This is a genomic window from Pseudomonas sp. ASL4, assembly GCF_056680395.1.
On the sequence record NZ_CM155280.1, the window covers coordinates 3183996 to 3208704 of the forward strand.

Annotated in this window: 17 protein-coding genes and 3 pseudogenes; 13 read left to right on the forward strand and 7 right to left on the reverse strand. The window is 60.8% G+C overall.

The window, feature by feature from the left end; all coding sequences use genetic code 11:
• The first annotated feature begins 329 nt into the window (after positions 1-329).
• The 3 genes and pseudogenes from AC1MEW_RS14265 to AC1MEW_RS14275 form a co-directional block, all read left to right on the forward strand.
• Positions 330-1649 (forward strand): Na+/H+ antiporter family protein, encoded by a 1320-nt coding sequence (locus AC1MEW_RS14265; protein ID WP_201204824.1) that lies wholly within the window; start codon positions 330-332, stop codon positions 1647-1649.
• 197 nt (positions 1650-1846) lie between these two features.
• Positions 1847-2617 (forward strand): annotated as a pseudogene (locus AC1MEW_RS14270) (cache domain-containing protein); the annotation flags it as partial.
• A 408-nt stretch (positions 2618-3025) separates the two neighbouring features.
• Positions 3026-3523: pseudogene (locus AC1MEW_RS14275) on the forward strand (methyl-accepting chemotaxis protein); the annotation flags it as partial.
• A gap of 111 nt (positions 3524-3634) precedes the next feature.
• Here AC1MEW_RS14275 and AC1MEW_RS14280 read toward each other — a convergent pair.
• The gene (locus tag AC1MEW_RS14280) at positions 3635-3904 is read right to left on the reverse strand and encodes a short-chain dehydrogenase (RefSeq protein WP_322269142.1); all 270 of its coding nucleotides are present in this window, start codon (positions 3902-3904) and stop codon (positions 3635-3637) included.
• Positions 3901-4185 carry a DUF3077 domain-containing protein gene (locus AC1MEW_RS14285; protein ID WP_322269141.1) on the reverse strand — a complete coding sequence of 95 codons (285 nt, stop codon included), beginning with the start codon at positions 4183-4185 and terminating at the stop codon, positions 3901-3903. Before AC1MEW_RS14285 ends, AC1MEW_RS14280 begins: the two co-directional genes overlap by 4 nt.
• A 471-nt stretch (positions 4186-4656) precedes the next feature.
• Here AC1MEW_RS14285 and AC1MEW_RS14290 point away from each other — a divergent pair.
• Positions 4657-4749, forward strand: a pseudogene (locus AC1MEW_RS14290) (PAAR domain-containing protein); the annotation flags it as partial.
• A 96-nt stretch (positions 4750-4845) separates the two neighbouring features.
• Here the strand turns inward: AC1MEW_RS14290 and AC1MEW_RS14295 are convergent.
• Positions 4846-5076, reverse strand: coding sequence for a hypothetical protein (locus AC1MEW_RS14295; RefSeq protein ID WP_323570051.1), 231 nt, complete (start codon positions 5074-5076; stop codon positions 4846-4848).
• Between the two features lie 5 nt (positions 5077-5081).
• Between AC1MEW_RS14295 and AC1MEW_RS14300 the strand changes: the two genes are divergently transcribed.
• On the forward strand, positions 5082-5639 hold the full coding sequence (locus AC1MEW_RS14300; protein ID WP_480426702.1) for a hypothetical protein: 558 nt from the start codon (positions 5082-5084) through the stop codon (positions 5637-5639).
• Between the two features lie 231 nt (positions 5640-5870).
• Positions 5871-6230, forward strand: coding sequence for a hypothetical protein (locus AC1MEW_RS14305; RefSeq protein WP_480426703.1), 360 nt, complete (start codon positions 5871-5873; stop codon positions 6228-6230).
• Positions 6231-6396: 166 nt separating this feature from the next.
• On the opposite strand, the gene AC1MEW_RS14310 is transcribed toward AC1MEW_RS14305, so the two are convergent.
• Positions 6397-7332: a LysR family transcriptional regulator gene (locus AC1MEW_RS14310; protein ID WP_322269137.1), complete on the reverse strand. Its 936-nt coding sequence runs from the start codon at positions 7330-7332 to the stop codon at positions 6397-6399.
• 265 nt (positions 7333-7597) lie between these two features.
• Between AC1MEW_RS14310 and AC1MEW_RS14315 the strand changes: the two genes are divergently transcribed.
• The 3 genes from AC1MEW_RS14315 to AC1MEW_RS14325 all read left to right on the forward strand — a co-directional run bounded on the left by AC1MEW_RS14315 (position 7598) and on the right by AC1MEW_RS14325 (position 8881).
• Entirely contained in the window at positions 7598-8092 is a 495-nt protein-coding gene (locus AC1MEW_RS14315; protein ID WP_201204821.1) for a DMT family transporter, read from the forward strand.
• Entirely contained in the window at positions 8092-8547 is a 456-nt protein-coding gene (locus AC1MEW_RS14320; RefSeq protein ID WP_322269136.1) for a DMT family transporter, read from the forward strand. The genes AC1MEW_RS14315 and AC1MEW_RS14320 overlap by 1 nt, the downstream gene beginning before the upstream one ends.
• 169 nt (positions 8548-8716) lie before the next feature.
• A complete protein-coding gene (locus tag AC1MEW_RS14325; RefSeq protein ID WP_322269135.1) occupies positions 8717-8881 on the forward strand; it encodes a metallothionein in 165 nt (54 codons plus the stop codon).
• 71 nt (positions 8882-8952) lie between these two features.
• Here AC1MEW_RS14325 and AC1MEW_RS14330 read toward each other — a convergent pair whose 3' ends face one another.
• The gene (locus AC1MEW_RS14330) at positions 8953-9180 is read right to left on the reverse strand and encodes a DUF6555 family protein (protein WP_322269134.1); all 228 of its coding nucleotides are present in this window, start codon (positions 9178-9180) and stop codon (positions 8953-8955) included.
• A 145-nt stretch (positions 9181-9325) separates the two neighbouring features.
• On the opposite strand from AC1MEW_RS14330, the gene AC1MEW_RS14335 reads away from it, so the two are divergent.
• The 3 genes from AC1MEW_RS14335 to AC1MEW_RS14345 all read left to right on the forward strand — a co-directional run bounded on the left by AC1MEW_RS14335 (position 9326) and on the right by AC1MEW_RS14345 (position 11477).
• Positions 9326-10096 (forward strand): AraC family transcriptional regulator, encoded by a 771-nt coding sequence (locus tag AC1MEW_RS14335; RefSeq protein WP_201204816.1) that lies wholly within the window; start codon positions 9326-9328, stop codon positions 10094-10096.
• Positions 10097-10315: 219 nt separating this feature from the next.
• A complete protein-coding gene (locus AC1MEW_RS14340; RefSeq protein WP_322269133.1) occupies positions 10316-10489 on the forward strand; it encodes a DUF1427 family protein in 174 nt (57 codons plus the stop codon).
• Positions 10490-10520: 31 nt separating this feature from the next.
• The gene (locus AC1MEW_RS14345) at positions 10521-11477 is read left to right on the forward strand and encodes a quinone oxidoreductase family protein (RefSeq protein ID WP_201256183.1); all 957 of its coding nucleotides are present in this window, start codon (positions 10521-10523) and stop codon (positions 11475-11477) included.
• A 139-nt stretch (positions 11478-11616) separates the two neighbouring features.
• Here AC1MEW_RS14345 and AC1MEW_RS14350 read toward each other — a convergent pair whose 3' ends face one another.
• Both AC1MEW_RS14350 and AC1MEW_RS14355 read right to left on the reverse strand, forming a co-directional pair.
• Positions 11617-12651, reverse strand: coding sequence for a purine-nucleoside phosphorylase (locus AC1MEW_RS14350; RefSeq protein ID WP_480426704.1), 1035 nt, complete (start codon positions 12649-12651; stop codon positions 11617-11619).
• A gap of 15 nt (positions 12652-12666) precedes the next feature.
• On the reverse strand, positions 12667-13623 hold the full coding sequence (locus AC1MEW_RS14355) for a nucleoside-specific channel-forming protein Tsx (protein ID WP_480426705.1): 957 nt from the start codon (positions 13621-13623) through the stop codon (positions 12667-12669).
• 467 nt (positions 13624-14090) lie between these two features.
• Between AC1MEW_RS14355 and AC1MEW_RS14360 the strand changes: the two genes are divergently transcribed.
• Entirely contained in the window at positions 14091-24641 is a 10551-nt protein-coding gene (locus tag AC1MEW_RS14360; protein ID WP_480426706.1) for an autotransporter-associated beta strand repeat-containing protein, read from the forward strand.
• Positions 24642-24709 lie beyond the last annotated feature (68 nt).

Consider the following 24709-nt stretch of genomic DNA (forward strand, 5'->3'; position numbering starts at 1 on the left):
CCAATCTCGCTGACTTAAGCCTTTTTGTGGCAGTAACTCTTCCCTGTGGCGAGGGGGCTTGCCCCCGTTGGGTCGCGAAGCGGCCCCCAGCATTCCTTCAGACAAACCGTGTCAGCAGGTTTTGCGTCTGCTGCGCAGCCGAGCGGGAGCAAGCTCCCTCGCCACAGAGGTCATCACAAGACCTTACACATCGGCTTGCCCCGCGCTTTGACACCGACGCCACTCTGCGGCACAGTGCGCGCCCTCTAATAAAACCCATCCCTTACTCCGCTGGCGGCTCTTCGCAGACTGCCGGCTGAGCTCATTCCGCTTGCCTTGAGGTAACGATGATTAATGCTGTAATTGCCGCGGTTGGCGTCATGCTGGTGCTCAGCCTGTCCCGCGTGCACGTAGTGATCGCGCTGATCGTCGGCGCACTGGTGGGTGGTTTGACCGGTGGTCTGGGCATCGACGCGACACTTAAAGCGTTCAACAGTGGCCTGGGCAATGGGGCGACGGTGGCCTTGTCTTACGCCTTGCTCGGCGCGTTCGCGGTGGCGATTGCCAAGTCCGGCCTGGCTCATGCGCTGGCGGACAAGGCCTTGCTGATGGTCGACCGCCAGCACGCCAGCGGTGGCCGGCAGGTCAAGTGGCTGCTGATCGGCTTGCTGTGGGTGGTGGCCATTGCTTCCCAAAACATTCTGCCGATACATATCGCCTTTATTCCGTTGCTGGTGCCGCCGCTTTTATATGTGCTGACCAAACTGCAACTGGACCGCCGCTTGATCGCCTGCGTCATGACCTTCGGCCTGATCACGCCATACATGGTGTTTCCGGTGGGTTTCGGCAATATCTTCCTGAACCAGATTCTGCTGGCCAACGTCAGCAAAAGTGGCGTCGACATCAGCCAGATCAACGTCATGCACGCCATGGCGATCCCGGCGATGGGCATGGTCTTCGGCCTGTTGGTGGCGGTGTTTTTCAGCTACCGCAAAAAACGCGTCTACGACCTGGCGAAGATCGAGCAGGTCGAGCAGGTAACCGTCGCGTACAACCCGATGACCCTGGGCATCGCGGGGCTGGCGATTGCCGCAGCGTTCATCATTCAGTTGCTGCTGGATTCGATGATCATCGGCGCACTGGCAGGGTTTCTGATTTTCTCGGCGTCGGGGATTGTAAAGTGGCGTGAAACCGACGACCTGTTCACCGAAGGCATGAAGATGATGGCGATGATCGGCTTCATCATGATCGCCGCCTCAGGGTTTGCCGAAGTGCTCAAGGCCACGGGGCAAGTGCGCACGCTAGTGGAAAGCGCGGCGGCGTGGATCGACCACAGCAAGGCCATCGGTGCGTTGCTGATGCTGTTGGTGGGGTTGATGGTCACCATCGGCATCGGTTCGTCGTTCTCCACCGTGCCTATCCTGGCGGCGATCTTCGTGCCGCTGTGCGTGCAATTGGGCTTCAGCCCGATGGCGATCGTTTGCATCGTCGGCACTGCCGGCGCCTTGGGCGACACCGGTTCGCCGGCCTCGGACTCGACGTTGGGCCCGACCTCCGGTTTGAACATCGACGGCCAGCATCACCACATCTGGGACACCGTGGTCCCGACGTTCCTGCATTACAACCTGCCGTTGCTGGCGTTTGGCTGGGTGGCGGCGATGGTTCTGTAACCCCCGAGATCAAATGTGGGAGCGGGCTTGCTCGCGAAGGCGATCTATCAGTCACATTGATGTTGGATGTGCCGCCGCCTTCGCGAGCAAGCCCGCTCCCACATTGATCGGCGTGTGCTTCACTCAACTTTTGCTCCGGTGTGCCGTTAAAGCCTTTAACCACGCCAATAAAATCAAAAGAGCGAACCGTCATGCGCATGAGCCTGAAGGCTAAAGTCCTGTCCCTTGCCGTTCTCCCGGTATTGCTCTTTGCATTGGTCATCAGCCTGACCACGCTGTTCATTCTTCAGGAACAGGCGCGCAAGGAAGTCGAGGAGACTCGCCAAAGCCTGCTCAACGACGCCAAAGCCACCCTGCAAAGTTACGTGGCCGTGGCCATGACCGCGATCAAACCGCTTTACGACGCTGCGGCCCCCGGCGATGACGCGGCGCGAGCCCAGGTGGTCAAATTGCTGTCGAGCATCAGCTACGGCAAGGAAGGCTACTTCTTTGGCTACGACTCCAACACCGTGCGCCTGTTCAAGGCCAACAGCTCTGAAGGCGTGGGCCAGAGCTTCAAGGACAACCGCGACCCGAACGGCGTCTACGTCAACCGCGACCTGGTGAAGGTCGCGAAGGACGGCACCCACTACCTCGAATACAGTTCGCCGCTGCCCGGCAACAGCCAGGTGCTGGTGCCCAAACTTGGCTACACCGAATACCTGCCCAAGTGGGACATGGCGGTCGGCACCTCGGTTAACCTGGACGGCATCGAAGCCCAGGTTGCACTGGTCCAGGCTAAAGTTACCGAACGAATGGAAGGCGTGGTGCTGAGCATCGTCGGGATTGCGGTCATCGTGCTGTTGGTCATCGCTGCTGCCGGGATGTTGTTGGCCAACGCGATTCTGCGCCCACTGAACCTGATGAAAGCCAACCTCGATGACATCGCGGCGGGTGAGGGCGACCTGACTCGCCGCCTGACCATCACCAGCGACGACGAACTCGGTCAACTGGCCGGCTCGTTCAACCGTTTCGTCGACAAAATCCACAGCCTGGTGCGTCAGATCACCGAAATGACCTCGCAACTGACCGGGCTGGTGAATCAGGTCTCCGATCAGGCCCAGCGCTCGGATCAGGCTATGGAGCGTCAGCGTCACGAGACTGACCAAGTCGCGACGGCAATCAACGAAATGTCCGCTGCCGCGCAAGAAGTGGCGAAAAGTGCACAAAACGCGGCGGTCGCCGCCCAGCAGACCGACGCCGAAGGCCAGGCCGCCAAGCGGGTCGTGGCCGGCAGCATCGTGAAAATTCATGCATTGGTGGATGACATCCGCAGCAGTGGCGTGTCCCTCGACAGCCTGCAAAAAGACGTGTCGTCGATTGTCAGCGTGCTCGGAGTAATCCGCTCGATTGCCGAACAGACCAACCTGCTGGCCCTCAACGCCGCCATCGAAGCCGCCCGCGCCGGTGAGGCCGGTCGTGGCTTTGCGGTGGTGGCGGACGAAGTGCGGGCGCTGGCCAGTCGTACGCAAATCAGCACCCAGGAAATCCAGGGCATGATCGACCGCTTGCAGGCCGGCACCCAGTCGGCGGTGGAAGCGATGCGCCGTTCCAGCGAGGCCGGCGACGGCACCTCGGCCCAGGCCAACGAGGCCGGTGCTTCGCTGGACACCATGGCCCAGTTGATCGGCACCATCAACTCGATGAACGCCCAGATCGCCAGCGCCGCTGAAGAACAGACGGCGGTGGCGGAAGAGATCAACCGCAGCGTGCATCAAATTGCGGTGGCGGTGGACAGCGTGGCGGATGAAACTCAGCTGGGTGCGCAGACTTCTCGGAGCCTGGCGGATCTGGGGCAGCGTCTCGGTAAATTGGTTGGTCAGTTCCGGATCTGAGCTGTTCACTCAAGATGTCGGGCAGACACTAAACCTGTGGGAGCGGGCTTGCTCGCGATAGCGGTCTCAAGAACGCTATCGCCGGCAAGCCTGGCTTCTACAGAAAAGCTGCTAAACCACAGCAGCCCGAATCTGCCGCCCCAACACATCCATCACATCACACCCGTCGCGTAACAACATCGCCGCCGCATGCGCCAGTTGTTGCACATCCGCACCTTTGGCCCGCGTAATGTCGAGGCTGGCCAAACTCTCCATCATCTGCGTCACCGCCAAAAACCGTGTCGCGGCACTGCTGTGCAACACATCCAGCGGCGCCTGCGTAGCAATCATCAACACCGGAATGTCGGAATCATTGTTGGTCATCGGAATATGCGGGTTCATGCTTCATCTCCTGCTTGCGCCGCATGCAAACCGTCGACCGAGGCCTGCACCAATGACCGCGCGGTAACGAGCATTTGCTGGCTGGCCCAGCGCAACGAGGCGCTGTGTTCCGGGCGGGTGGCGGTGGGGGCTTGATGGGCGAGGGCTTCGGCGCAGTTGAGGTAGACCGTAGCGTGTTCGAGTGCATCGATTAGCGGGATATCGGGTTGTACGGCGAAGAGGTGGTGGTCGACGTGGTCGCACGGGGCGAAAGGGGTAGAGTTTGTGGTTGCGTTGGTCATCGGTGTAGCTCCCTAGTCATCAAGAGCTGCCACTAGATCGCCGTCAAACGAATGGGTGGCAACTGTGCGCAGGTTGACGGACCGGTCTAAGGTACCCGGCGCACTCGAAAGTGCCCCGCGCACAGTCACCATTAAGCTTTGTGTCGAGCACACGAGTACACGAGCAAAGTTGGAAGACAATGCGCACCTTAAAACAGCCGAGCCGTCAAACCCGATCACGAATGAGTCGTGACAGGCGCGAGGATAGGGAGTGAGGGCAGGGCAGTCAACCGGCGAAAAGTCTGAAACCCGGACTGTGCTTGTAGGTATGTTCCGAACTGACAACAATGCGAGATCTGATGCGAGGATCATGTACCATTCGCGATTCTTGATGTTTAAAGGAGAGAAATCATGGCAGGAAAGCCAGTAGCGTGACTTGGAGACCCAGGCAGTCACGGCGGAAACATCACGACTGGCTCAAGCCCTATTTTTATTAATACTCTTCCGGTGGCCCTGGTAGGGGACGTCTACTCCTGTCCCATTCATGGCAGCAATCCGATAACGACGGGAGCCCCTCACGTTTTTGGGCTCGGTAAGGATGTGGCGCACGTTGGATCGCTAACCGCTTGTGGGGCCACCATCACAGCCGGTTCCCCCGATACATTTGTGGGTAATTCTGGTTCAAGCGGTGCTAGCAGCTTTTTCTCTCAATTCTTGAAAGAAAAAACCTTCGTTGAGTTTCAACTGCTCAACGAGAGAGAGGAACCAATTGCCAACGAGGAATATGTACTGACACTTCCTGACGGCGCCGTCATCACTGGCGTTCTTGATGGCAACGGGTTTGTGCACGTAGCGAACGTCCCCAGGGGAAGTTGCAGCATAAAATTCCCAAAACTTGAAGATACGGAACATCTTTAATGGTTCAGCCTACTAAAACGTCAAGTACAAAACAGGCAGCAAAAGACACGGGAGCTTCAGGCAAAACCACAAAAACTAATACATTAGTAGTGTCTGGCGCCTATATGGAGATACTGATCGGCGGTCCATATACCCATAATGGAGTTGATCAACCCTTCGGACATGCGGCCATTCATGTTGTGGTGGGCAACAAAAATATCACATATGACTTTGGCCGGTACGGAGATGTTTGGGGGCCTTTTGATAGTGAAGGCGAGGCTGTTTTAAACGTGTGGTCAAACTTCAAGGCTTATGTGGCTTCAGAGAAGAGCCTTGGTCGAACAACTACAGGTTTCGTCTATTTTTTGGAGAATTCAAAGGCAGAAGCCGTAATTGCTCACTATGATCAGTTGGTGTCAACAAAAGTAAAGATCAAAAAACAACCGATAACTACGTACGGTATTTGCTACCCGGTTCTTATCTTCCAACAACTAACAATTGCACGACTGTTTCACTGGAAGGGGCAAAGGTCACAGGAAAGAAGATCGTATCGGAACCTTCCAAGTATATGGAATTGAGAGGGCTTTCATGGGAAAAGAAAATAGCATCCAAAACTCAAGCGAGGACTGCGGACGGAATTTTCATGCCTATGGATGTTCAAGCGATGCTAGAGGGGAACACGGAGGCGCGCTATGACAAGAAAAATGTCTATTAGTAATAGAACGGGCCTTTGGCTAGTTGCAGTACTGCTGCTTAATGTGGTTTTTTTGGCATGCGTTTTGTTTAATGATTCATCGAGGGCTCAAAGTATGAAAATGATCAAAACTAAAGAACCGATGCTGATTGAAGGTCCTGAAGGTGATGAAAACTACTACGTGCTACCGACCGGTGTAACTCTTTACTACGACAAGAGCTTCCCTGAAGGACATGATCGCTACATTGTCTACTTCAATCATAAGGGTGTAATCGCTCATGAAGAGGTCCCGATGAAGCCAGAGTACAAGGGGAGCTTTGTTTCGCCTCTTTGGATGTCAAATGTTGATGCAGATGCACTAAAGAAGATGTTTAAGCGCTTTCCTCTATCCAAGGAAGACGTCGCTGCTGCCATAAAGGCCAATGGAATTACCAAGGACGATTTGGCTGACATCATCCGATCCATGCCGGATTAATCACGTTCCTGGGGCGCAGGCCATATCTGGCACTGAGAAACCTGTGGGAGCGAGCTTGCTCGCGATTGCGGAGTGTCAGGCGACATCAATGCTGGCTGTGCCGACGCCTTCGCGGGCAAGCCTCGCTCCTACAGGGATTGCATTTATCAGTGACAACTCGGGCATTTCAGGGCCTGTCCCAATACGGCACAGCCCCGAAACACTCCACATAGAAATCAATCACCGTCCTGACCTTCACCGATAGCCTTCGGCTACCTGGCCACAACACCGCAATCTGTTGCGGTTCAAGGCTGTTGGATACTTGATACTCCTCAAGCACCGGCACCAGCGTCCCCGCGCGCACGGCTTCGCCGATCAGCCATGACGGAAACATCACCAGCCCCAGCCCCTGTTCGGCGGCTTGGGTCAGGGTGTCGGCGTGGTTGCCGGTGATCGGTCCTTTGACCGAGTAGGGCGTCCAATCCTGCTGATCCCGCCGGAAAAACCAGCGTTGCAAGCCGGCCACGCCTTTGTAGGCCAGGCAATGATGGGCGGCGAGGTCTTCCGGGTGTTGCGGGACGCCGTGGCGTTTTAAGTACGCCGGGCTCGCTGCGACTTGAAACCGATGCGGCGCCAGAATCCGCGCTTGCATGCTTGAATCGTGCAGCGGGCCGATACGGAACAACAGGTCGGCGCCTTCCTGCAACGGGTCGACGTAGCTGTCAGTCTGCTGGATATCCAGTTGCAGCTTCGGGTAGCGCTCGCAGAGTTGCCCCAGCCACGGCGTCAGGTGCCGCTGGCCAAACACCACCGGGGCGTTGATCCGCACCAGGCCGCTGGGTTCGCTTTGCTGTTCTTGCAGGGCTTGTTCGGCTTCTTCCAGTTGCACAAGCACCAGCCGCGCGTGATGCCCGAGCATGCGCCCGGCTTCGGTCGGCGTGACGGCGCGGGTGTGGCGGTAAAGCAATTGCTGGTTCAGGGCGTGTTCCATCAACTGGATTTGCCGAGAAATCGAAGAGGGCGCCAAGCCCTCACGGCGGGCGACTTCGGAAAAGCTGCCGTGGTCGAGCACCGCGACGAATAGCCGAAGTGCCTTGAATCCCAGCTCGTTGAGGCCGTGCATGGTGAGTCCTGCTGTGCGAGTTGCGCAAAAGTGTTGTCAGGATGCTCCCATTTATCGCAAAGGATCGCCAGCCGATAATGCGCGCCACTGAAAATCCTGAGAGTGGGCTTTTGTGGCGAGGGAGCTTGCTCCCGCTTGAGTGCGCAGCGCTCACAGAAATGTGGGGCCGCTGCGCAGCCCAGCGGGAGCAAGCTCCCTCGCCACAGGTTCAGGTCGAATCCACTCTCGCAGGATGCGCGCCCTAACTAATTGGTAGGTTCTCTCTATGCAATCTCCTTCAATCGACAACGCTGCTGTTGTCGCAACACCAACTACCAAACCCGGACTACGCCTATTGCTATTGCCGCTGGTCATCCTGGCCGGCATGGGCCTGTCCGTGGAGGCCGGGTTACTCGGGCCGCTCGGCGTTCAGGTCGGGCACTTGTGGGCGACGTTGAGCATCTTCGGCGTCGGCTCGGCGATTCTGTTCCTGTTGCTGCTGTTCAGCGGCCCGCAACAGGGGCCGGCGCTGAACACGTTGCCGCAGTGGCAGTTGATCGGCGGTTTTCTCGGCCCGATCTATGTGGTGGTGCTGACCCTGGCCACACCGCACATCGGCATTGCCATGACGATGATTGCGATCCTCTCCGGGCAGGTCGGCAAGAGCGTGTTGATCGACCACTTCGGCTGGTTCGGCGCCACGCGTAAAAAGGTCAACGGCGAACGTTGGCTGGCGTTGCTGCTGATTGTCGCGGCACTTGTTTTGATCGCTCGGGGTTGATGATGAATCTGGTTATTTTGTTGGCGGTGGTGGTGGCGGCTGGTGCGGTGCTGAGTGTTCAGGCAGCGATCAACGGGCGCCTGGGGGAAACGGTCGGTGTGTTGCGCAGCAGTTTGCTGACCTTTGCGGTCGGCGCGGTGGTTACCGGGTTGCTCATCCTGTTTTTCGAACCTGCGCATGCCGTTAGCTTGCTGGACGTGCCGAAATGGCAGCTCAGCGGGGCGCTGTTTGGCGTGGTGTACATGATGGTCATGGTGGGCGCAGTGCCGCGGGTTGGCACGGCGGTGGCGACGGTGGCGGTGATCGTCGGGCAACTGGGCATGGGCATGTTGATCGATAACTTCGGCTGGCTCGGCAACCCGGCGATCGAGTTGTCCGGGAGCCGGATGCTGGCGATGGTGTGCCTGGCGCTGGCGCTGGTGTTTATGTATCGCAGCAGCACCCGAAGCGCATAACGCGGTCCATTGTAGGAGCTGCCGAGTGAAACGAGGCTGCGATCTTTTGATGTTGATTTTCAAGATCAAGATCAAAAGATCGCAGCCTCGTTTCACTCGGCAGCTCCTACACTTGTGAAACGGGTGCGCATCCGTCGCACCGGACGACCATAAAAATGGAGTCAGGCTCATGATCAACAGTGAAAGTACCTGCGACTGCCCCAAATGCTCCTGCAAGCTAGGCGATCATCCGATCGCGCGCCACGGTAAGCACTATTGCTGCGAAGGCTGCGCCAAGCATCATGAACACGGTGAAGCGTGTACCAGCAAAGGCTGCAAATGCGCCAAAAGCTGATCGCAGTTCAAAAAAAGTGGAGCCACCGGGGCTCCACTTTTTGTTTCTGACATTCCCTGTCCTTATGACATTTAGTGCGCCGGTCGCCAAGTAACGTTCTCGACGCCGAATTTCTCTGCCAGCGGTTTGCTGGTCTTCTGCACCTTCTCACGGCCAAAGCGCGGGATGCGTCCCACGCCGGCATCGCAACTCGCCCAGTGCCAGGCCTCCGCGTTGTCCATTTTGTCCAGGCGGATAATGAAAGACTTGGGGGCGCCATGAAGGGTGTATTCAATGACGAAAAGTTTTGCGCTGTTCATAAAGCCCGTATTCCTCCCTGTGGTAATACAAGGATCGTTGGCGCCGATAAAAATTCAGTCGAATTGGCAGACGGTGCCGCTTACTGGCGACAAACCGGGCGCCTCGTTACCATGACGATTCCTCGAATCCCTATGATCCTAGCCCATGGCCCTCGCCGCACCGCCCGACCTGACTGATACCGACGTGCCGGTGCAACCTCTGGCGCGCACTTACCCGCGCGGCTTGTTTATCGAGCCGCACGAGCATGTCTGGGGTCAGTTGTTGTATGCCATGAGCGGCGTGATGTGGGTTGAAACACCGCACGAGGCTCTAGTCGTTCCGCCGCAACGGGCGGTGTGGTTGCCGCCGGGCGTGCCCCATGGGATTCGCGTGGTGTCGGACTTGCAAATGCGCAATATCTACCTGCGACCGGCGTTGGCGGCAACCCTGGATGACAGTGTTCAGGTCATCGAGGTTGGGGGGCTGCTGCGGGAATTGATCGTCGGGCTGGTGGAGCAGGGCGACGACGGTGCGCCGGAGTATTACGAGGCGCTGGTCGGTCTGGCGTTGCTGGAGCTCAAACGGGCCAAACGCTCGATGCTGAAAATCCCGCTGCCGGATGATTCCGACCGGCGTTTACTGAACCTGTGTCAGGCCGTCATGGCCGCGCCGTCCCTGGACATTGCGTTCGAGCAGCACGCCGAAAACGCCGGGGCCAGCGTGCGCACCCTGGCGCGGCTGTTCAAGGACGGCTTGGGCATGGGCTTCGCCGAATGGCGGCGACAGGTGCAACTGGCGACGGCGGTGGCGGAGTTGATCCAGGGTGTGCCGGTCAGTGTCATCGCCCGGGAGTTGGGGTATTCGCCGAGCAGCTTCAGCGACATGTTTCGCCGCGAACTCGGTGTTGCGCCATCGCAATTCATGGCGAGTCGCTGAAGCCGGACTCCGTCCCTGTGGGAGCGAGCCTGCTCGCGAAAGCGGTGTGTCAGCCAACAGGGCTTTCGACTGACACGGCCTCTTCGCGAGCAGGCTCGCTCCCACAGGGGAGTTGCGGTGTTTGGCTGGTCTTTGGCCGATATTCAGAAGCACTTGGCCGACGGGTTTCGTCGCCGTTCTCTAGACTCTGCGCATCCCCCTTATGCCACGGAGTCTGTCATGAACTACTTCATCTCGCTGGGCATCGGCCTGGGCGTTGGTCTGCTTTACGGCGCGCTGGATTTTCGCTCCCCGGCACCGCCAGCCATTGCGCTGGTGGGGCTGTTGGGCATGCTCGCCGGCGAGAAGTTGTGGCCCATGGGTCGGCAATTGCTGGCTGGCTGGATCTCCTGAAAACCCTTAACCCCTTTAACGGAAGCTCCTCATGAAAGCTTTGCAATTCGACAAAACCGGCGACCTCTCGGCCCTGCGCTATGTTGAAGTCCCAACCCCGGTGGCCGGCGCCGATGAAGTGCTGGTGCAGATCAAGGCCGCCGGCCTCAACCCCAGCGACGTGAAGAACGTGCTGGGGCGTTTTCCCTACACCACGTTGCCACGGATTCCCGGTCGGGATTTCGCAGGCGTCGTGGTGGAAGGCCCGCAGGCGCTGATCGGTCAGGAAGTCTGGGGCACCGGTCGTGAACTGGGCTTTTTCGCCGACGGTTCCCACGCGCAATTCGTCAAATTGCCGGCCAATGGCGTGGCGCTGAAACCGACTCACTTGAGCTTCTCCCAAGCCGCCAGCCTCGGTGTGCCGTACACCACGGCGTGGGATGCGCTGGAGCGCAGTCTGGTAACCGCGGGTACGCGTTTGTTGGTGATTGGTGGCGGGGCGGTCGGCAGCGCGGCGCTGGCGTTGGCCAAAGTCCGTGGTGCCAAGGTGTTGGCGGCGGCGCGGCGGGTAGAGCAGGTCAAGGAATTGCAGGCTCAGGGTTATCAGACCCTGCAACTGGACAAGCCCGAAGACCTCGGCGCTCAGGTGAATGCGGTGTACGCCGGTGGCGCGGACGTGATCTTCGACACCACGGGTTTCTGGCTACCGGCTTCAGTCCCGGCGCTGGCGGCGTTCGGTCGCATCGCGATCATTGCCGCGCCGGTCGACGGTCACGTGCAATTGCCGGCGCTGGCGTTGTATCGCAAGGGTGGTTCGGTGGTCGGGATCAACTCGCTGCTCTACGGCGTGCAGGCGTGTGCGGCGATGCTGGATCAGTTCGGCACGTTCTTCGATCAGGGGTTGTTGCCGTTGCCGGAAGGGTTGGTTGAGTCGCCGTTGGCGCAAGGGCTGGAGCGCTATGCCGAGGTGAATCAAGGCAGTGGTGACAAAGTGATTTTGTTGCCATAACCGATATCGATGTTGTATGTCCTGACCCCATCGCGAGCAGGCTCGCTCCCACAGGGTTCTGTGTCGATCACATATAACGTGAACAATGCAAATCACCTGTGGGAGCGAGCTTGCTCGCGATCGCGTCGTTGAGCCGGACTCAGGCTTCGGGAACACCTTTCTCCCAAGCCGACCAGTTCTTCAAAATCTCCTGCACCAGCGGATTTCCGGTGCGGTACAGATTCTCAAGCGCCGGCACAAACCCGCCCTGATCTGCATATTTGAGCAGGTTATCCACCTCGCTCTGCCCCGGCGCCGGCCGGTCGAAGTCGGAACCGGCGCGCACCACTGCCAGACGCTGCACATCCACCAAACCTTCACGGCTGGCCCGCAGCAGCGCTTCGTAGGTGGAGTTGTCTTCCTGTTGGGTCGTGCAGTACTCGCCTTTATTATCCGTGAGCAACTTGGTCCAGACTTCGGCCCGCTCGCTCAAACGCGTCCCGGAAAACCAGGTATTGCCCGCCGCCGTATCGCACTTGGTCACCACGGGCGCCTGATTGGCCGGGGCCGACGGGTATTTCAAACGCCACGCAGCCGATTCCTTGCTCTCGCTCAGCTCGACTTTATGCGACAGGGCAAACGCCTTGGCCTGCAACTTCGGGTTGAGCTCGAAGACTTCGGTCTTGTAGTCCAGCGGCGGTTTTTCGTTCGGGCCTTTGGTGTTGATGCCGATGTAACCGGTCGGCCAGTCTTTCGGTACATCCCTAGAATCGATTTCCCACTGGGTTCCGAATTCCACCAGGTAATGCGCCCAGGCAGCGGTGCCGATGGTCCCGTGTTTCGGGCTGATGCCGGCAATCCCGGCGATCAGGAAGTAGCTTTTACGCAGGTCGAACTTCGGCGACAGCGCCAGGGCCAGGGTCGACGCGGCGGCGTTGGTTTGCCCCATGCCGGTGACCATCAGGCACACCTGCTGGGTGTTGCAGCGAATACTCGGGTACTCGGCGGACAGGCCCGGTACGCGAACTTCCTGCTTGAGTTCCAGGCGCTCGATCCAGTTCTGTGCCTCGGGGGCGAACATGGTGATTAGCATCACTTTTGGCTGGATCGGTGCTTCATTTGCCCACGCGGTGGAAGCGAGCAGGGTGCCGCAGGCCAGCGCCACGGACAGGGAAAGACGCGTCATTGCTTTCATACAACCTCCAGATTCTTAAAACTGATAACCGATGCCAGCGTAGTAACCCCAGCCGTTGGAACGGGCACGGAAGTCGCCATCACCGAAATTCAACACGCTGCCATCCTCCCAGTTGCCACCGTTGTGGAAGTAACGGCCGACCAGGGTGAAGCGCAGGTGGGTAAACGAGTAGAGCAAGACGTTGGTGGCCACGGTGGCGTTGGTGGTGCGGGCCGGGTTGTCTTTGTGCAAGTCGGAGCCGAAGTCGAAGTTGGTGAAACCAATGTAGGTCAGCGACGCGCCATTGCTGTAGCTATCGATGGGCACGATGTATTTCAGCTGGGCGCGGTAGCCGTCCCAGGAATACTCGTTGCTGGCGCCGTAGTTTTCCCATTGATAGCGACCGTAGAAGTTGGCCGACAGGTTGACCCGCGAGTGGGTGTCGATGTCGGTGCCCAGGCCGCTGTACAAGGTGTTGGCGCGGTTGGCGGTGCTGCTGCCGTGGTCGTAGATCCAGTCGAACGCCACATACCATTCCTTGAACGGCCCGACGGCCAGGCTGCGGCCGGCCAGGTAGTCGATGGAGATTCGCGGTTCGTGCTCCATGAACAGCGGCGAGCCGTGGTCCCACGCGCCTTTGTCATGGCTGTTGCCGATGTCGAAGATTTTCGGGATATCGACGTAGCCGTACAACTCGAACGGCCCCTTGCGCCCGAAATACTCGTATTCCAGATACACATCGTCAGACGGTTGCGGGCCGAAGCTGATGTCCTTGCTGCCGATGACGGTCAAGTCCTGGTTGAACCAGTCCGACAGGTACGCGCCTTTTTTTGGCGGGCTGGCCTCGGTGCTGAGGGTTTCGCCCTGAGCGGATTCTTCGGGGAGGGCGGGTTGCGCCAAAACAGTGCTGCTGAGTAGTCCTGTAACGCTGGCCAGCGCCAAAGAAACAGCAAATGTGCGCGAGCAAGTCACGCGGCTGGACGTGCGGTGCATTAAAAGTCCCTTTTCGTGCAGATCGAAGGCCCGATTTTTCGGGCTTGCGCGGTTAGGTTGCGAAAAAGCCGTTATCGGCGACTCGCAAACGTTTGCACAACCCATACCAATTGTTTCAATTGCATGAAAAACCGAAGAAATAGCCGGTTTTACTGTCCTTTCGATCAAGTATTCAAAGCGCCATCCAACACAAATCCCTTGTGGGAGCGGGCTTGCTCGCGAAGGCGGTCTACCAGTCAACCGATGTGCTGAATGTTATGCCGCATTCGCGAGCAAGCCCGCTCCCACAATGAACTCGTGCACCAAAGTATTAATGCTAATTAACCCGCGTAGAGATGTGCCCCATCGCTGTGCGTCGACTAGCTTGTGTCGGGAATGAAACGGTTTTTTACACCGTCGCAGTCTTGATTCGCGTGTCGTTGGATTCACGGCCAGGGTGGCCGCTGTAGCACGCCCTTCAAGGAAGAATGGTTAACCACGTAAAGGAATTGCCCGTGGACTTGAGCTCCGTTATCGCCCCGATTTTGCGTGTTTCCCCTCTTTCTCACGCTGTTCGTCTCGCTATCGTCGGTGCGGTTGTCGGCCTCGTCAGCCCACAAGCGTTGGCGGCCTGTTCGCCGGCCAGCCCGACAGCGGGCGCCACGGTGACCTGTACCGGTGTGCCGTCGTTGCCGCTGTTCCTCAACACATTTGCCAGTGCGGTGAACAACCTGACGGTCAACGTCAACTCGGGCGCGCAGATGAACGCGACGCTGGGCGGACAGTCGCTCAACCTCACCGGTAACAACCTCACCTTCAACAACTCCGGGACGATCGACCCGGCTTTGCTGGGGGCGGTGACTGGTCTGGGTACCGCCTTGATGATAGGCAACGGCAGCGCCTCGACAGTGAATATCAACAACACGTTGACCGGGATCATGCGCGGCACCGGCGACTTGCTGGGCGTGAACCTGACGACTATCGCCGGCATGGCGATGGACGTGGTCAACGGCGCTGGCGGCGTCACCAACATCACCAACAACGGCACCCTCGGCTCCACCGCGTTGCTGAACCTGACGCTGTTCGCCGCCGACACGCCGATCGTGGCCGTGCAGGGCGGATCGCAGATCAACATGGTCAACAATGGCACGTTAACCGGGCGAGTAGCGTTCGAAACCTCGTCCACCGGCAACACCTTCATCAACACCGGGGCCATCAGCGGCGGCGTGTCGATGGGCGTCGCCAGCAACAACACCTTTACCGCGGTCACCGGTTCGACCATCACCAACGGTGGCGGCGCGGGGCTCAGCCTCGGCGGATTGATCGGCGTTAACCTGACCTTCGCACCCACCGGGCAAATCGATGGCGGGGCCGGGGGCAACAACTCGTTGATCCTGCAAAACACCATCGGTGTCGGCGGTGGCACCAGCGGCGCCGGCACGGCGTCCAGCGCCAACTACGTCAACTTCAATAACCTGACGGTCAACAGCGGCACCTGGGTCCTGCAAGGTCCGCTCGTCAGCGGCAGCGCCACCCTCAACGGTGGCGTCGCGTCGTTCAACAACGCCCAGTCGTTTGGCACCGGGGTGCTGACCTCCAATGGCGGGACGATCCAGGCCAGCAACGCCGGTTTGACCCTCAATAACCTGGTCACCCTGGGCAGCGGTGGCCTCACCGTTCAGGGCAGCAACGGTATGACCCTGGGCGGGGTGATTTCCGGAACGGGCGGTTTGACCAAGGCCGGCACCGGGCAGTTGAGTATCAGTGGCACCAACACCTACACCGGCAACACCACCATCAATGGTGGCTCTGTTCAGGTACTCAATAACCAGGCCTTCAGCAGCGGCAGCGTGACGTTCGCCGGGTCGGCGTCGCTGTCTGCGCCGGGCACGATCAACCTGAACAACCTCATCACCATTAACGGCGCCATGACCGCCACCGGCGCCGGCTCCCTAACCCTGGGCGGCGTGATCAACGGTGCGGGTGGGCTCAGCAAGAGCGGCAGCGGCACTCTGACTATCAACGGCAACAACACCGCCTTCAGTGGCCCCATCAACCTGAATACCGGCACCCTGGTGCTGGGCAACAGCAATGCGCTGGGCACGGGCGTCATGAACGTCAATGGCGGCGCAAACCTCGATAGCAGCACCAATGTCACCCTGAACAACGCTGTAATCCTCAACGCCAACCTGACTAACGTCGGCACCAATAACCTGACCCTTGCCGGGGCGATATCGGGTGTGGGCGGGATCACCAAGAACGGCGCGTCGACCCTGACGGTGACCGGTAACAACAGCCAGAGCGGGCCAACCACGCTCAATGCTGGCACGCTGCTGGTGGGCAACAACAATGCGCTGGGCACTGGCGCGCTGAATACCGCAGCCAGCACCACCTTGGATGCCACCACGGCCGTGACCCTGAACAACTCGGTGTTTATGGCTGCCGATTTGACCATTGGCGGCACCCAGGCACTTGGCCTGACGGGCGTGATCAACGGCGCCGCCGGGATCATCAAGAACGGTACGGCGGCGCTGACCCTCGGCGGTGTCAACACCTACACCGGCAACACCTCGCTCAACGCAGGCTCGCTGATTGTCGGCTCCAACACCGCGCTTGGCGTTGGCGGCACGTTGAACACGGCTGACGGCACCACGCTGGATGCCAGCACCGGGGTGACCCTGATCAATGCAGTGAACGCCACCGGCAACCTGAATATCGGCGGCACTGCCGACCTGACCCTCGGCGGCGTGGTGGGCGGCAGCGGCGGCCTGACCAAAAACGGCGCGGCCAACCTGATTCTCAATGGCGCCAACACCTTCCTCGGTGGCACCACGTTGAACGCGGGTGGCCTGACTGTCGGCAACGCGAACGCTTTGAGCAGCGGCGCGTTGACCGTGGCCGGTGCCTCTACGCTGGACAGCAGCACCGGCGTCGCCATCGCCAATGACATTGCTGTGAACGCCGACCTGAGCATCGGTGGCAGTAACGCCCTGACCCTCGACGGCGTGGTCAGCGGCACCAACCAATTGATCAAGAACGGCGCGGCCGACCTGACCCTTAATGGCGTCAATACCTTCCAGGGCGGCACCACCCTCAATGCCGGCGGCCTGGTCATCGGCAACAGCGCGGCGCTGGGCACCGGCGCGCTGACCGTGGCCGGCGCCAGCAGCCTCAACAGCACGGGCGCGGTGACCCTGAGCAATGCGATCAACCTCAACGCCAACCTCAGCGCTGGCGGGGCCAATCCGCTGACCCTCAACGGGCTGATTAGCGGTGCGGGTGGCCTGATCAAGACCGGCCCCTCGGTCCTGACCATCAACGGCAACAACACCTATCAAGGCATCACGGCGCTGAACGCCGGGACGCTGATTATCGGTTCCAACACCGCGCTGGGCACTGGCGCATTGGACGCGTCCAATGGCACCACACTGGATGCCAACACCGCCGTCACGCTGGCCAACGCTGTCAACCTCGGCGGCAGCGTGACCGTCTCCGGCAGCAACGCGCTGACTCTGGGCGGCAACGTCGGTGGCACCGGCAGCCTGATCAAGAACGGCGCGGCCGACTTGACCCTCAACGGCACTAACAACTATCAGGGTGGCACCACGCTCAACGCCGGCAAGATTATTGTCGGTGCCAACAATGCTTTGGGCAGCGGTGTCTTGACCACGGCGGCCAACACCAGCCTGGACGCCAGTACGGCCGTCAGTCTGAACAACCAAGTGAGCATGACCGGCCCGCTGACCATCGGCGGTACGGCGGACCTGACCCTGGGCGGTGCGATCAGCGGCAACGGCAATCTGGTGAAAAACGGCACGGCCAACCTGACGCTCAACGGCGCCAACACCTTCGTCGACGGCGCCACGCTGAATGCCGGTACGCTGACTGTCGGCAGTAACTCGGCCCTCGGCACTGGCAGTTTGACGGTGGGCGGTGCGGCGACCCTGGACAGCAACGCTGCCGTGACGCTGGCCAACGACATTGCCCTGAACGCCAACTTGACCGTCGGCGGTACTCAAGACTTGACCCTCGGTGGCGTGGTCAGCGGCACCAACCAACTGATCAAAAACGGTGCGGCCAACCTGACCCTCAATGGTGTCAACACCTACCAGGGCGGCACGACCCTGGACGCCGGCACCCTGACTCTGGGCAATGCGGCGGCGCTCGGCACTGGCGCACTGACCGTGGCGGGCACCTCAACCCTCGACAACAGCGCCGCTTTCACCTTGGCCAACGCCCTGACGCTGAACGCGGACTTGAGCGTGGCGGGCAACAACAATCTGACCCTGAACGGCGTGATCGGTGGTGCCGGTGCGCTGAACAAAAACGGCCTGGCCGACTTGACCCTCGGCGGCAACAACACCTTTACCGGTCCCTTGAACATCCTTTCCGGCAGCGTCACTACCGCCAGCACCGGGGCATTGGGCAACACCTCCGGCGCGAACATCAGCGCCGGCGCCAGCCTTAATCTGGGCAGCGATGCCAGCATCGCGGGCCTCAGCGGCAGCGGTGGTGTGCTGATCGGCACGGGCAGCACCTTGTCGGTGGGGGGCGTCAGTACCACCAGCACCTTCGACGGTGGCCTGAGCGGCGGTGGTGGCTTGACCAAAGTCGGCACCGGCACCCTCAACCTCACCGGTATCAATGGCATCACCGGTGACACGTTGGTCAACGGCGGCACCCTGAACCTCAGCGGCTCGCTGGGCAGTTCCAACGTTGACGTCGGCAGTGGCGCGACCCTGACCGGCACCGGTTCGGTGCTGGGCGCATTAAGCGTGGCCAACGGCGGTCACCTGGGCCTGAGCAGCGGCAACACCTTGTCTGCCGGCTCGCTGGTCATGGGCAGTGGCGCCAACATGGACGTCGCCCTCGGCGCGCCCTCCACCAACTCACTGCTGAACGTCGGCGGCAACCTGACCCTCGACGGTAACCTGAATGTCAGCGATGCCGGCGGCTTCGGCGTCGGCGTTTATCGCTTGATCAACTACACCGGCAGCCTGACGGACCTGGGCCTGAACGTGGCCAGTGTGCCCGTCGGTTTCGGCCTCGGCGATCTGGTCGTGCAAACCTCGGTGGGCAATCAGGTCAACGTGTTGGTGTCGGCACCTAATGCCAATATCCGCTTCTGGGACGGTAGCCAGACAATCGCCAACGGCGTGGTGGATGGCGGCACTGGCACCTGGACGGCGGGCGGCACCAACTGGACCTCGGTCAACGGCACGCTCAATCAACCCTGGGCCGGTGACTTCGGTGTGTTCCAGGGCACGGCGGGTACGGTCACGGTGGCTGGCGCGCAACTGTTCACCGGGCTGCAATTCGTCACCGATGGCTACAACGTCGTGGCCGGCAGCGCTGGGCAATTGACCGCGGTTAACGGCACGGGCGGCAACACGGCGATCCGGGTCGATCCGGGTTCCACCGCGACCATTGGCGTCGGCATCGACGGCAGCGGCACCCTGGCCAAACTCGACAGCGGCACCCTGGTACTCAACGGCGCCAATAGTTACACCGGCGGCACGCTGCTCAATGGCGGCACGCTTGTGCTCGGCAACAACACGGCGCTGGGCACTGGTCTGCTGACGGCAGCCTCGGGCACCACCCTGGACAGCAACACTGCCGTCACCCTTGGCAATGCGGTCAGTCTGGCCGGTAACCTGAATGTCGGCGGTTCCAATGCACTGACCCTCAACGGGGCAGTCGGTGGTGCGGGCGGCTTGATCAAGGCTGGCGCGGCCAACCTGACCCTCGGTGGCAACAATAGCTTCCTCGGTCCGGTCGCGTTGAATGCGGGCGGCTTGATTCTGGCCTCCAACTCGGCGCTCGGCACTGGCGCGCTGAATGCCGCCAACGGCACCACCTTGGACGCCGCGTCTGCGGTGACCGTCAACAATGTGGTGAACCTGGCCGGTAACCTCGGCATCGGTGGCACCGCTGACCTGACCCTCGGCGGCGCCGTCAACGGCGCTGGCAGCCTGAGCAAAAACGGTGCGGCCAACCTGACCCTCAATGGTGCCAATGGCTTCCTTGGCGGCGTTACCTTGAACGCCGGGACCCTGACCGTCGGCAATGCCTCAGGCCTGGGTCTCGGTAACCTGACGGTTGCCGGGGCTTCGACACTGGACAACAACACGGCGCTGAGCCTGGCCAATAACATTGGCCTGAACGCCACCGTCGCGGTGGGCGGGAGCAATGACCTGACCCTCGGCGGTGTGATCAGCGGCGCGGGCGGCCTGAGCAAAAATGGCGCGGCCAACCTGACCCTCAACGGTGTCAACACCTTGCAGGGTGACACCACCCTGAATGCCGGCACCCTGACCCTCGGCAACGCCGCGGCGCTGGGCACTGGCGCGTTGACCGTCGCCGGTGCTTCGACACTGGACAGCAGCTCGCCGCTCAGCCTGGCCAACAACGTCAACGTCAATGCGGCGTTGAACGTGGCTGGCAGCAATAACCTGACCCTGGCCGGTGTCGTTGCCGGGGCTGGAACCCTGAACAAAAATGGCGCGGCGGACCTGTCCCTCAGCGGCAACAACACCTTCAGCGGCACCTTCAATGTGCTGGGCGGCAGCCTGAGCACCCTCAGTGCCGGGGCCTTGGGCAACAACGCCGGGGTCAATCTGGGAGCAGCGACCCAGCTCAATCTCGGTGCATCCGGCAGCCTCGCGAGCCTGACGGGCAGCGGCACGGCGCTGGTCGGTGCCGGCAACACACTGAGCATCGGCGGCAACAATGCCAGCAGCACCTTTGACGGTGTCCTCAGCGGCAGCGGTCTGCTGGACAAACTCGGCAGCGGCACCTTCAACCTCACCGGCAGCAACACCCTGACCGGTGACACCAGCATCAACGGTGGCACCTTGAATGTCAGCGGCTCGCTGGCCAGTGCCAACGTCGCGGTCAATAACGGCGGGACCCTCGCCGGCAGTGGCAGCCTCACGGGCGCCGTGAATGTCGCCGATGGCGGTCACGTTGCACTGGCCACCGGCAGCACCTTGTCGGTGGGTTCGCTGGCCTTGAGTGGTAACTCCAACCTCGACGTCGGGCTCGGTGTGCCGGTGTCTGGTGGCGGCAATGCGCTGATCAATGTCGGCGGCAACCTGACCCTCGACGGCAACTTGAACGTCAGCGACATCGGCGGTTTTGGCAGCGGTGTGTATCGCATCATCAACTACACCGGCAGCCTGACCGACAACGGTCTGTTGGTCGGTAGCGTGCCGGGCAGCGTAACGCCGGGTGATCTGCAAGTGCAGACTGCCGTGGGCAACCAGGTCAACCTGCTGGTCAGCGCACCGAACGTCACCGTGCAGTTCTGGGACGGTGCGCAACTGGTCGGCAACGGCGCGGTCAATGGCGGCAGTGGCACCTGGGGCAGTGGCACCACCAACTGGACCAATGTCAACGGCACCTTCAATCAGGCGTGGGCCAACAGCTTCGCGGTGTTCCAGGGGACGGCAGGTACCGTCACCGTCAACGGCACGCAAGCCATCACCGGCATGCAATTCGTCACCGACGGCTACACCCTGGCCAATGGCACGGCGGGCGCACTGACACTGGTCAATGGCAGCTTGGGCAATGCGACCGTTCGGGTCGATCCGAACGCCACCGCGACCCTTGGCGTAGCCCTCAATGGCGCCGGCACTCTCGGCAAATACGACACCGGCACCCTGGTGCTCAACGCGGCCAATGGCTATACCGGCGGCACGGCGCTGAACGGCGGCAAACTGGTCGTGGGCAACAATGGCGCGTTGGGCAGCGGTGTATTGACCGCGGCCAATGGCACCGCGCTGGACAGCAACACCACCGTCAGCCTCGCTAACGCAGTGGTGCTGAATGGCGGGCTGAGTGTCGCGGGCAGCAACGCGCTGACCCTCGGCGGCGTCGTCAGCGGCACCGGCAGCCTGATCAAAAACGGTGCCTCAAGCCTGACCCTTAACGGCAGCAACACCTACGCAGGTGGCACGCAGTTGAACGCCGGTTCGTTGGTTCTTGGCAACAACAGCGCTGTAGGCACCGGCGCGCTCGGCGTCGGTGGTAGCGCGCAACTGGACAGCGCAGCTGCTCTGCAATTGGCGAACGCGATCAATCTGACCGGGCAGTTGACCCTGGCCGGCACCCAGAACACCACCCTCAGCGGCGTGATCGCGGGCACCGGCAGTCTGGTGAAAAACGGCAATGGTGCGCTGCTGCTCAGTGGCGCCAATACCTACAGCGGCGGCACCACTCTCAACGGTGGCAGCACCAGCGGTAACACCAGCAGCCTGCAAGGCGCGATCCTCAACAACGCCGCGCTGACCTTCGAGCAAACCAGCAACGGCAGCTACACCGGCAACCTTACCGGCACCGGTACATTGACCAAAAACGGCACCGGCGATTTGCTGCTCACCGGCACCAACGGCCTCACCGGCAACACCAACGTTCAGGCCGGCTCGTTGCTGGTCAACGGCACCCTCAACAGTGCCAACGTGAACGTGGCCAGCGGGGCGAAAATCGGTGGCAGCGGCCAAATCGGCGGCGCAGTGCAACTGGCCAGCGGTGCGACCCTGGTCGGCGGCGGTACTACCACGCCGTTGTCGGTCGGTTCCCTGGCGTTGTCTTCGGGCAGCAACCTGGACTTCAGCCTCGGCTCGGCCACCAGTTCGACCAACGTGGTCAACGTTGCGGGCAACCTGACCCTCGACGGCACGCTGAACGTCAGCAATGCCGGCGTCTTCGGTACAGGCGTCTATCAACTGTTCCGCTACGGCGGCAGCCTGACTGACAATGGCCTGACCTTCGGCACGTTGCCGGGCGGGGTGTTGCCATCGAGCCTGACCCTGCAAACTGCGCTGGCTAATCAGGTCAACCTGTTGGTGCAAGGTGCTCCGGGTTCAGTGCAGTTCTGGAATGGTAGTAAAACCAACGCCGACGGCACGATTAGCGGCGGCAGCGGCATCTGGGGGCCGAGCACTAACTGGACTGATGCGAGCGGCACCGCGAGCCAGGATTCGACCCATCAGTTCGCCGTATTTGGCGGGCAGGGCGGAACCGTGACCGTGGTCGGCAATCAGGGCTTCACCGGGTTGCAGGTCCTGGACAACGGTTACAGTCTGGTTCCGGGCACGGGCGGCAGCCTGACGCCGGTCAACGCGGCCAATGGCAGCCTGGCTGCGGTGCGGATCAACTCGGGCGTCACCACGGAAATCTCGGCGCCGTTGGTTGGTACCGGTGGCATTGAAAAGCTCGATTCCGGCACGCTGGTATTGAGCGGAGCCAACACCTACAGCGGCGGCACCACCGTCAGCGGCGGTACGCTGGTGGGTAACACCACCAGCCTGCAAGGGCGTATCTTGAACAACGCCCGCCTGCTGTTTGCGCAGGACACCAGCGGACGTTTCAACGGCGTACTCAGCGGCACGGGTGATTTGGTCAAACAGGGCGCAGGGACGCTGCTCATCGATGGCGTTCAGCCGTTCAGTGGCACCGTTGAAGTGGAGCAAGGCCTGTTGCAGGTCGGTGACGCACCGACGAACTTCGGCGGACAGATTACCGTATCCAATGGCGCTGCCTTGAGCGGTAACGGCAGCGTCGGTTCGGTGGTCAACCATGGTGTCGTGATCTCTGGCGCGAACGGCGACAACCTGCGTGTAGCGGGCAACCTGACCAACGCCCCGGATGGCCTGCTGGCACTGACCGTGAACTCTGCGACCGTCACGCCGTTGGTCGTGGGCGGCACCGCAACCCTGGCCGGTAGCGTGCAAGTCAACAACCTCGCGCCATTTACCGGCAACACGACGTATGCGCTGATCACGGCGGGCGGTGGCGTCAACGGTACGTTCAGTGCCGCAAATCTGCCGGAGACTGTGTTCCTCGACTCGTCGCTGGTGTACCGCGCCAATGAGGTCGACCTGGCCTTGAGCCGCAACCAGACGTCCTTCGCCGATGTCGCGGCCACCGGCAACCAGCGTGGCACGGCCTCTGCCTTGTCCAATAATGGCCCGGCCGGCGCAGCGTTGCAGAACCAGATCGTCAACCTCTCTGCGGCCGGTGCTCGTGCAGCCTTCGACAGCTTGTCCGGGGAAATTCACGCCAGTACCGCCAGTGCGATTCTCGAGGACTCGCGCTACATCCGGGACGCGGTCAACGACCGTATGCGCCAACCGTCCTGCAGTGGGCTTGACGATCCTCGCCGCGCCCTGGCGCCCAGCGACAATCGTCTGACCAGCGGCGGTTGCCACGGTGAAATGGTGGGCTGGATGCGTGCACTCGGTACCTGGGGTGAAATGGATGGCGACAGCAACAGCGCCAAGCTGGATCGTAAACTCAGCGGCTTCATGCTCGGCACCGACAAGCAAATCGATGATCAATGGCGCGCCGGGATGGCCGCCGGTTACACCCGCAGCAGCCTGGATGCCAATGACCGCAACTCCGATGCCACGGTCGACAGCTACCACCTGGCGGCGTACCTCAACTCGCAATTCGACGCCTTGGCCGTGCGCCTGGGTGCCGCTTACAGCTGGCACGACATCGAAACCGAACGCAACGTCAACGTCGGCACCTACAACGATCGGTTGAAGGCGCATTACAACGCTCGCAGCGCCCAGGTCTTCGGCGAAGTGGGTTACGCCATTGATGCGGGCGGTCTCGCGGTCGAGCCGTTCGCCGGTTTGTCCTACGTCAATTACGACAGTGACACCGGCAAAGAAAAAGGCGGGGTAGGGCGGTTGCAGGCTAATTCCAGCCAGGACATCACGTTCTCCACCCTCGGTGTGCGCGTCGGCAAACTGCTGACCTTGGCCAACGGCTCGCAATTGACCCCGCGTGCCGCCCTCGGCTGGCGCCATGCCTACGGCGACACCAAGCCAGACGCCGACCTGACCTTCATCGACGGCGGCGCCTCGTTCAAAACCCAAGGCGTGCCGATTGCCAAGGACAGCGCACTGCTTGAAGCGGGCGTCGACTTCCAGATCACGCCGACCGGCAAGCTGGGGATTGGTTACTCGGGGCAACTGTCGAGCGACAACAGCGACAACGCAATGACCATCAGCTACAGCCTCACCTTCTAAATAGGGTCGAAGCACTTTAGCCGCCCGAAAGGGCGGTTTTTTTTGCACATCAAAAGATCAAAGACCGC

Excerpts from the sequence above, each read along its gene's own strand:
- AC1MEW_RS14330 (WP_322269134.1), bottom strand. The coding sequence starts at position 9,180 with ATGAACAGCGCAAAACTTTTCGTCATTGAATACACCCTTCATGGCGCC.
- AC1MEW_RS14335 (WP_201204816.1), top strand. The coding sequence starts at position 9,326 with ATGGCCCTCGCCGCACCGCCCGACCTGACTGATACCGACGTGCCGGTG.
- AC1MEW_RS14355 (WP_480426705.1), bottom strand. The coding sequence starts at position 13,623 with ATGCACCGCACGTCCAGCCGCGTGACTTGCTCGCGCACATTTGCTGTT.
- AC1MEW_RS14350 (WP_480426704.1), bottom strand. The coding sequence starts at position 12,651 with ATGAAAGCAATGACGCGTCTTTCCCTGTCCGTGGCGCTGGCCTGCGGC.
- AC1MEW_RS14320 (WP_322269136.1), top strand. The coding sequence starts at position 8,092 with ATGATGAATCTGGTTATTTTGTTGGCGGTGGTGGTGGCGGCTGGTGCG.
- AC1MEW_RS14315 (WP_201204821.1), top strand. The coding sequence starts at position 7,598 with ATGCAATCTCCTTCAATCGACAACGCTGCTGTTGTCGCAACACCAACT.
- AC1MEW_RS14345 (WP_201256183.1), top strand. The coding sequence starts at position 10,521 with ATGAAAGCTTTGCAATTCGACAAAACCGGCGACCTCTCGGCCCTGCGC.
- AC1MEW_RS14325 (WP_322269135.1), top strand. The coding sequence starts at position 8,717 with ATGATCAACAGTGAAAGTACCTGCGACTGCCCCAAATGCTCCTGCAAG.
- AC1MEW_RS14340 (WP_322269133.1), top strand. The coding sequence starts at position 10,316 with ATGAACTACTTCATCTCGCTGGGCATCGGCCTGGGCGTTGGTCTGCTT.
- AC1MEW_RS14285 (WP_322269141.1), bottom strand. The coding sequence starts at position 4,185 with ATGACCAACGCAACCACAAACTCTACCCCTTTCGCCCCGTGCGACCAC.
- AC1MEW_RS14310 (WP_322269137.1), bottom strand. The coding sequence starts at position 7,332 with ATGCACGGCCTCAACGAGCTGGGATTCAAGGCACTTCGGCTATTCGTC.
- AC1MEW_RS14300 (WP_480426702.1), top strand. The coding sequence starts at position 5,082 with ATGGTTCAGCCTACTAAAACGTCAAGTACAAAACAGGCAGCAAAAGAC.
- AC1MEW_RS14360 (WP_480426706.1), top strand. The coding sequence starts at position 14,091 with ATGGTTAACCACGTAAAGGAATTGCCCGTGGACTTGAGCTCCGTTATC.
- AC1MEW_RS14305 (WP_480426703.1), top strand. The coding sequence starts at position 5,871 with ATGAAAATGATCAAAACTAAAGAACCGATGCTGATTGAAGGTCCTGAA.
- AC1MEW_RS14280 (WP_322269142.1), bottom strand. The coding sequence starts at position 3,904 with ATGAACCCGCATATTCCGATGACCAACAATGATTCCGACATTCCGGTG.
- AC1MEW_RS14295 (WP_323570051.1), bottom strand. The coding sequence starts at position 5,076 with ATGTTCCGTATCTTCAAGTTTTGGGAATTTTATGCTGCAACTTCCCCT.